The sequence below is a fragment of the Novacetimonas maltaceti genome, from assembly GCF_002906255.1.
GTDB lineage: Bacteria > Pseudomonadota > Alphaproteobacteria > Acetobacterales > Acetobacteraceae > Novacetimonas > Novacetimonas maltaceti.
This window is the reverse complement of sequence record NZ_POTC01000040.1, coordinates 20,408-27,329: the sequence shown is the minus strand read 5'-3', so window position 1 is coordinate 27,329 and position 6,922 is coordinate 20,408. Positions and strand designations below refer to the sequence as shown.

Below are 6,922 nucleotides of genomic sequence, written 5' to 3'. Positions count from 1 at the left end.
AAAGTCACGACCGAATGGACACTCGTTGCTCTCGCATACAACTGTAAAAGAATGGCGCGGCTTCAGGCAGCATAAGCCAGGTCAGCCTTGGCGTTATCAGCCGCAAAATGCCCAACCCGACAGGCTGTTAGGACAAGACCGGATCAGAACGCCGCCTGGATACGCCCGGCCACCGAATTGCCGTCACGGCCCATCAGGTTATACATCTGGCTGTTGCGGCTGACGATGAAGTGGTTGAAGTCCAGCATGAAGCGGAAATGGCGGTTGGGATACCAGTTCACACCCGCCGACCAGACCGTCTGCTGCCCGCCGCGCACACCGCCAAGGCCACCAAGGTTGCTGTTCAGGTCCGCCACGCTGTACCGCGCGGACAGTTCCAGCGCGCCCCAGTCGCCCGTGGCCGGGTTGAAGGGATGTTCCACGCCGGGGGCGGAGAATGCGCCTTCCTTGATGTTGTAGGAACGTCCCTTGCCGAACAGGGTATAGTTGGCAGCCCCGTAATAGCCCTCGAAATTGGTGGACGGCATGTTGCCCGTCGCCTCGGTGCCCTTACGCTGCACGCCGATATGGTAGTATTCGCCCTTCAGCACCAGCCGCTTCCAGCGGAAGCCGAGTTCGGGGCCAGCGGACCAGACGGTACCCGCATTGCCCACGGTGGCGCTCAGCAGCTTTGTCGTCGTCAGGTTGACTTCCGGCGCCTCGCTCGGGGAATAGACGCGGCCATTGGCGGTCTCGTTCACCTTGAACGCGCTGATGGCCGACATGCCGACATGCACGTCCACATCGCGCGACACATAAGGACGGCCCGCGACACGGAACGTGGCGCCCGTCTGGCTGTCGCTGACCACGGCGGAGGAACGGTTGCCGAAGGTCTGGCCCGTCACGTAACCCGCGATCCACCAGCGCTTGGCATAATGCAGGCCGCCAAGGCTGAAGCGCGCGTCGCCAGCGGCGATGTTGCGCACGATGTCGGTGATGGCGGGACGCTCCATCATCTCGAATTCGTTGGAGCTTTCGGAATCTTCTTCCGTCACGCGCGGCTGGAAGTAACCGGCGGTCAGGACCGTGTTGTGGATGCCCGCGTAATTCAGGTTCGCCTCATACAGCGTCACCGAACCATCCGCGCTGCCCGCGCCGAAATCGGGCGTGATGTTCGCAATCCAGTTCTTGTAGCGGAAGGAGATGGGAATACGCAGGCGGCGCGCATTTTCCGTCAGGCCGGGGAACAGGCCCTTGCTTTCGCCCGCGCGCGGCGACATTCCCATGAACCCGCCAACGTCCTCGTGGAATGCCAGGCCGATCTGCAGGGCGTATGCGCCATCCTCGGACGAGATGGTGGGACGGCCGCCGGGGAAGCCGATCATCATGCCACCGAAATGGACGGCCTCTTCCTTCTCCGTCGCCGCGCGGAACGACTTCCACGAGGAATCGATCCCGCGATCGGACGGCGGCGTGCCCACATCGGACGAACGCAGCATGCCGCTGACGGAGCCGTTCATCCCCACACCCGTATCCCCGCCGATCGCGATGTCATTGGCCATTGCGGGCGACATCGGCGCGCCGGGCGGCCGGGCCATGGCATGGCGCACCGGCGGCGTATGCTGCTGCGTGGTGGCGGCCGAACGTCCCTCCGCCCGGACCAGGCGCTGGCGCAGGGCGCTGATCTGTCCGGACATCTCGCGCCGCATTTCCAGCATTTCACGCTGGAGCTGCTGGATCTGGGCATCCTGCGCGGATGTCGCGCGGGCCTGCCCGATGGGCATGACACCCCACAATGCGGAAGAAGCCAGAAAGAACGAAACGGCAGACCGGCGAATCATCTTATTCATTCCGTAAATAAAAGATGATTGTGGTGTAGTCTGTCCGCGCTTTATTGTGTGTTATGTTTCCAAGACAGTTTCATGAAGCTTTTATGACAATCGCACATGCGCGAAAACCTGCCCTTTTCAGGGCAGGTCCACGGCAGTCTTCGCGGTTTCGGGGGGTCGCCCCACCTTTTCAGGAGGCGGCGTCACCGGAAACTTTTATTACTCTGGCAGAATGTTACTTCGCGCTGTCCCATTTCTGCAGGATGTCCGCCTTCACATTGGCGGGCACCGGCACGTAATCAAGGCGGTTGGCAGCCTTGTCCCCGTCCTGCAGGGCATGGCCGAAGAACTTACGCACTGCCGCGCCATGTTCCGCCTGCGCCGTCGGCACATAGACCAGGACATAGGTCGGCGACACGATGGGCCACGCGCCCGCGCCGTTGGTGTCGATCAGGTCCACCGCGAAATGCGACGCACCCTTCCAGTCTGCGGCCTCGGCGGCGCGGCTGAAACTGTCGAGGCCCGCGGCCACGAACGCGCCGCTGTGGTTCTTCAGCTTGACCGTCGCCATGTGGGTGTTGGCGGCAAAGGCATATTCGACGTAACCGATCGCGCCTTCGGTATTGCGCACCGACGCCGCCACGCCGTCATTGCCACGCGCGCCGATCCCGCCGGGCCAGGAGATGGAGGCGCCAGAGCCCTGCGCCGCCTTCCATTCGGGCGACACGCGGGCAAGGTAGGACGTGAACACGGCGGTCGTGCCCGACCCGTCGGCGCGATGCACGGTGGCGATGGCGGTATCGGGCAGCTTCAGGCCGGGGTTCAGGGCCGCGATCTTCGGATCGTTCCACTGCTCGATGTCACCGCGATAGATGGCGGCAAGCGTCGGGCCATCAAGCTGCAGCGAACCGGCGGGCACGCCCGGCACGTTGACGACGGGCACGATGCCGCCCATCACGGTCGGGAACTGGAACAGGTGGGCGGCGTCCAGCTTCTGCGCGTCCATCGGCACGTCGGATGCGCCGAAATCCACGGTCTTCGCCAGGATCTGGTTCTGCCCCGCGCTGGAGCCGACAGTCTGGTAATTCAGGCTGACCCCGATCGAACTGCGGCTGTCCGCGCCCCACGCACCGTAAATCGGCGCGGCAAAGCTGGAGCCCGCCCCCGTGATGTCGGCGGCATGCGCAAGGACCGGAGCAGCACTTGCCGCAAGGGCGAGCGCCAGAAATCGGACAGGAAAGTACATAATACTTTTGTTCCCCAATACAACGACCGGATATGCAGGTGAATATCCAGCGGACGCGGGCAAATATAACGGCGGATTCAGGGGGCGGGATTATATATCCGTGACAGTTTCATGACAGTTTTATGAAACCCCACCCCATGCAGAAACCGCCCGGAAAAACAGAGGTTTTTGGTGAAGCTTTTTTCAAAAAGCTTCGAAAACGTCACCTTTTTGAAAAAAGGCGACACCCGAAAACTTTTGAATTAAATATCCTGATCCGCGATCCCGCCACGCGGCCGCACGACCGGCAGGATACGCCCCGTCGCGGCGTAATAGACGCGTTCACAGATGTTGGTGGCGTGATCGCCAATGCGTTCCAGATTCTTGGCAATGAACAGCAGGTGCGTGCATGGCCCGATATTGCGCGGGTCCTCCATCATGTACGTCACCAGTTCGCGGAACATGGACACATAGAGTTCATCCACCGCCATGTCCGACTGCCACACCTCCCGCGCGAGGTCGGGATCACGCCGGTCCATCGCATCGATGGTGCGGCGCAGGTTTTCCTGTACCAGGCGTCCCATGCTGCGCAGCCCGGTGACGGACACGGGATAGGACAGCAGTTCCCCACGCAGCGCACGCCGCGCGATCGAGGCCGCGCAGTCACCGATGCGTTCAAGGTCGCCCGAAATCTTCAGCGCCGAGACGACCTCGCGCAGGTCGCCCGCCATCGGCGCGCGCAGCGCCAGAAGGCGGATCACCAGCGCCTCGGTCTGGCGTTCGAGGTCATCGACACGGGGGTCGAGTTCCGGGGCCTCCATGGCCGCGTCCTCGTCATGGTCCACCACGGCGGCGATCGCCTGCGACGTCTGGCGTTCCACAAGGCCGCCCATCTGGCTGATGAGGGAGCGCAGGTGCTCAAGCTCCTGCTCGTAGCTATGGACCGTATGTGCTGATTCGTTCGGCATGGTCTCGATATTTCCTGTCTCAGCCAAAGCGGCCCGTGATGTAGTCCTGCGTCTGCTTCTTGTGCGGGGCGGTGAACATCTGGTCCGCCGTATCGACCTCCACAAGTTCCCCCATGTAGAAAAACGCCACCCGGTCGGCACAGCGCGCGGCCTGCTGCAGGTTGTGCGTCACGATGGCGATGGAGAAATCACGCTTGAGTTCATCAAGCAGTTCCTCGATCCGCGCGGTGGAGATGGGGTCGAGCGCACTGGTCGGTTCATCGAGCAGGATGACCTCCGGGCGGGTGGCGATGGTGCGCGCGATGCACAGGCGCTGCTGCTGCCCGCCCGACAGGGCGGCGGCGGAAGCGCCAAGGCGGTCGCGCACCTCCGGCCACAGGGCGACGCGGCGCAGCACGTCCTCGACCCGCTGGTCCATCTCCGCGCGGGACAGGCGTTCATGCAGCCGCACGCCAAAGGCGATGTTGTCGTATATGGACATCGGGAACGGGGTGGGTTTCTGGAACACCATGCCGATGCGCGAACGCAGCACGTTCACGTCCACGCCCGGCGCGATGATGTTGCGCCCGTCGAAGATCACCTCGCCAGTCGCGCGCTGCCCCGGATAGAGGTCATACATCCGGTTGAGGATCCGCAGCAGCGTCGATTTGCCACATCCCGACGGCCCGATCATGCCGGTTACCTGGCGTTCGGGGAAATCGAGGGAGATGTTCTTCAGCGCATGGTTCGTCCCATACCAGAAGTCGAGGTTGCGTATGGACAGCGCAGGGGTCGCGACGTCCGTGGGCGCGGGGGCCACATCATCCATGACGGTCGTGTTCATTATTTTACGGATCCATTACGCAGAAGCCACCAGCGGGCAAGGATGCTGGTCGCAAGGACGGCGGCGGTAATCAGCAGGGCGCCGGTCCACGCCATCTGCACCCAGTCGTCATAGGCCGATCCCGCATACTGGTAGATCGTGACGGGAAGGCTGGCCATCGGGGCATTGAGGCTGGTGGACCAGTTGAGGTTGCCAAGAGAGGTGAACAGCAGCGGCGCGGTTTCGCCGGAAATACGCGCCAGCGCCAGCAGCACGCCGGTCATGATGCCGCCGCGCGCGGCACGCAGGCAGATGCTCAGGATCACGCGCCATTTCGGCGCGCCCAGCGCATAGGCCGCCTCGCGCATCGCACGCGGGACAAGGCGCAGCATGTCCTCGGTCGTGCGGACCACGACGGGGATGAACAGGATCGTCAGGGCGAACATGCCCGCCCATCCCGAAAAATGCCCCGCCGGTTCGACAAAGATCAGGTAGACGAACAGCCCGACAAGGATGGAGGGCACCGACAGCATCATGTCGGACACAAACCGCACGAGCGAGACGATGCGCCCGTCAGCGGAAAACTCTGACAGGTACACGCCCGCCATCATGCCCAGCGGGGTCCCGATCAGGGCGGCAAGTCCCGTCTGTTCCAGGCTGCCGACGATGGCGTTGGCCAGGCCGCCCCCCGTGCCGGGGGCCGCCGTGCTGTGGGTGAAGGTCGGCCATGACAGCCCCGCCCCACCACGCACGATCAGCGTCCACAGGATGGAAAACAGCAGGTACACGACCACGACGGTCGCAACGATGCACGCAACGCCCACCGCGCGGTCGGTGATGCGGCGGCGTATCGCCTGCGCGCCGCCGCGCTGCCACCCGCTGGCGGCGGGCGCCGCGGGGATGCTGGCCGGTGTGGGGGCCGGGTTCTGGGTCACCATGGTTGCGCCCTTTCCTTATTCCGCGGCGCCACGGCGCAGGAAAATGCGCGAGCAGGCCAGCGTGATGAACGAAATGATCATCAGGATCGCGCCCAGCGCCAGCAGCGCCGACAGCTTCAGGCTCCCGGCGGGGCTTTCGGGGAATTCCAGCGCGATCAGCGACGCGATCGTGTTGCCCGGCGCGAACAGCGACCACCCCATGTGGTTGGCGTTGCCGATGACGAAGGTGACGGCCATCGTCTCGCCCAGTGCGCGGCCGGTGCCCAGCATGATCCCGCCCATCACCGCCTGGCGCGACCATGGCACGACGACCTTGCGCATCACCTCCCACCGGGTCGCGCCCAGCCCGAACGCGCTTTCCTTCAGCACGGCGGGGATGGAGGTGAACACGTCCGTCATCACCGAACAGATGAAGGGCGTGACCATCAGCGCCAGCACCACGCCCCCCGTCAGCAGCCCGGTGCCATAGGGCGCGCCGCTGAACAGCAGCCGGATGCCCGGCACATGGCCCAGCAGGTGCTTGGTCGCGGGTTCGACATGGTGGGCCATGAACGGCACGACAATGAAGAAGCCCCACATGCCGAAGATGATCGACGGCACGGCGGCCAGCAACTGGACCGCGGTTTCAATCACCCGCGCCAGCGCCGGCGGGGCCATTTCCACCAGCCAGAACGCCACGCCAAACGCGAACGGCACGGCAAAGACCAGCGCGACCAGCGTGGTGACCAGCGTGCCGAAGATGGACGTCGCCGCCCCGAAATGCTGTGTCACCGGGTCCCATGCGGTGCTGGTCAGGAACTGCGGGCCGAAACTGGCCAGCGCGCGCCAGCCACCGGCGACAAGGACGATGATGATCCCGGCCATGACCAGCAGGATCAGCCAGCCCGCCATGCGCGCGACCGTTGCGAACACCATGTCCCCACGGCGGTCCGACGCCGCGGCGGCCCTGGTGGACGCATCCGAAATTGTGGTGGTGGCCATGTATTGCGCCATGTCTTTTCCTGATATGCAAAACGCAGGGTCAGGGTTAGACAATGGCAACAGCACGGATCAATAATAATCCTGCCGCGTCTGTGTTAAGTTTTTATGACACGCCTGTCTGCCTCTACTGTCATGCAAAGTTCATTTATTTCGCCTTGCCCCCACATGCCCCATCCGGCATAGCGGGCGCGGATGCACAA

Annotated in this window: 6 protein-coding genes; all 6 read right to left on the bottom strand. The window is 63.7% G+C overall.

What is annotated here, in order from left to right; all coding sequences use genetic code 11:
- Positions 1-143 precede the first annotated feature (143 nt).
- Positions 144-1,820, bottom strand: coding sequence for an OprO/OprP family phosphate-selective porin (locus tag KMAL_RS12430; RefSeq protein WP_110096003.1), 1,677 nt, complete (start codon positions 1,818-1,820; stop codon positions 144-146).
- Between the two features lie 223 nt (positions 1,821-2,043).
- Complete coding sequence (gene pstS, locus KMAL_RS12425) at positions 2,044-3,054, bottom strand: phosphate ABC transporter substrate-binding protein PstS (RefSeq protein ID WP_110096002.1); 1,011 nt, start codon at positions 3,052-3,054, stop codon at positions 2,044-2,046.
- 242 nt (positions 3,055-3,296) lie between these two features.
- The gene (gene phoU / locus KMAL_RS12420; protein ID WP_110096001.1) at positions 3,297-4,001 is read right to left on the bottom strand and encodes a phosphate signaling complex protein PhoU; all 705 of its coding nucleotides are present in this window, start codon (positions 3,999-4,001) and stop codon (positions 3,297-3,299) included.
- A gap of 19 nt (positions 4,002-4,020) precedes the next feature.
- Positions 4,021-4,824, bottom strand: a complete 804-nt coding sequence (pstB, locus tag KMAL_RS12415) for a phosphate ABC transporter ATP-binding protein PstB (protein WP_180999821.1) — start codon at positions 4,822-4,824, stop codon at positions 4,021-4,023.
- Entirely contained in the window at positions 4,824-5,741 is a 918-nt protein-coding gene (pstA, locus tag KMAL_RS12410; protein ID WP_110096000.1) for a phosphate ABC transporter permease PstA, read from the bottom strand. The genes pstB and pstA overlap by 1 nt, the downstream gene beginning before the upstream one ends.
- Positions 5,742-5,756: 15 nt before the next feature.
- Positions 5,757-6,722, bottom strand: coding sequence for a phosphate ABC transporter permease subunit PstC (pstC, locus tag KMAL_RS12405; RefSeq protein WP_408887924.1), 966 nt, complete (start codon positions 6,720-6,722; stop codon positions 5,757-5,759).
- Positions 6,723-6,922: the final 200 nt, after the last annotated feature.

Coding starts and splice junctions, on each gene's coding strand:
- KMAL_RS12430 (WP_110096003.1), bottom strand. CDS start 1,820: ATGATTCGCCGGTCTGCCGTTTCGTTCTTTCTGGCTTCTTCCGCATTG.
- pstS (WP_110096002.1), bottom strand. CDS start 3,054: ATGTACTTTCCTGTCCGATTTCTGGCGCTCGCCCTTGCGGCAAGTGCT.
- phoU (WP_110096001.1), bottom strand. CDS start 4,001: ATGCCGAACGAATCAGCACATACGGTCCATAGCTACGAGCAGGAGCTT.
- pstB (WP_180999821.1), bottom strand. CDS start 4,824: ATGAACACGACCGTCATGGATGATGTGGCCCCCGCGCCCACGGACGTC.
- pstA (WP_110096000.1), bottom strand. CDS start 5,741: ATGGTGACCCAGAACCCGGCCCCCACACCGGCCAGCATCCCCGCGGCG.
- pstC (WP_408887924.1), bottom strand. CDS start 6,722: ATGGCCACCACCACAATTTCGGATGCGTCCACCAGGGCCGCCGCGGCG.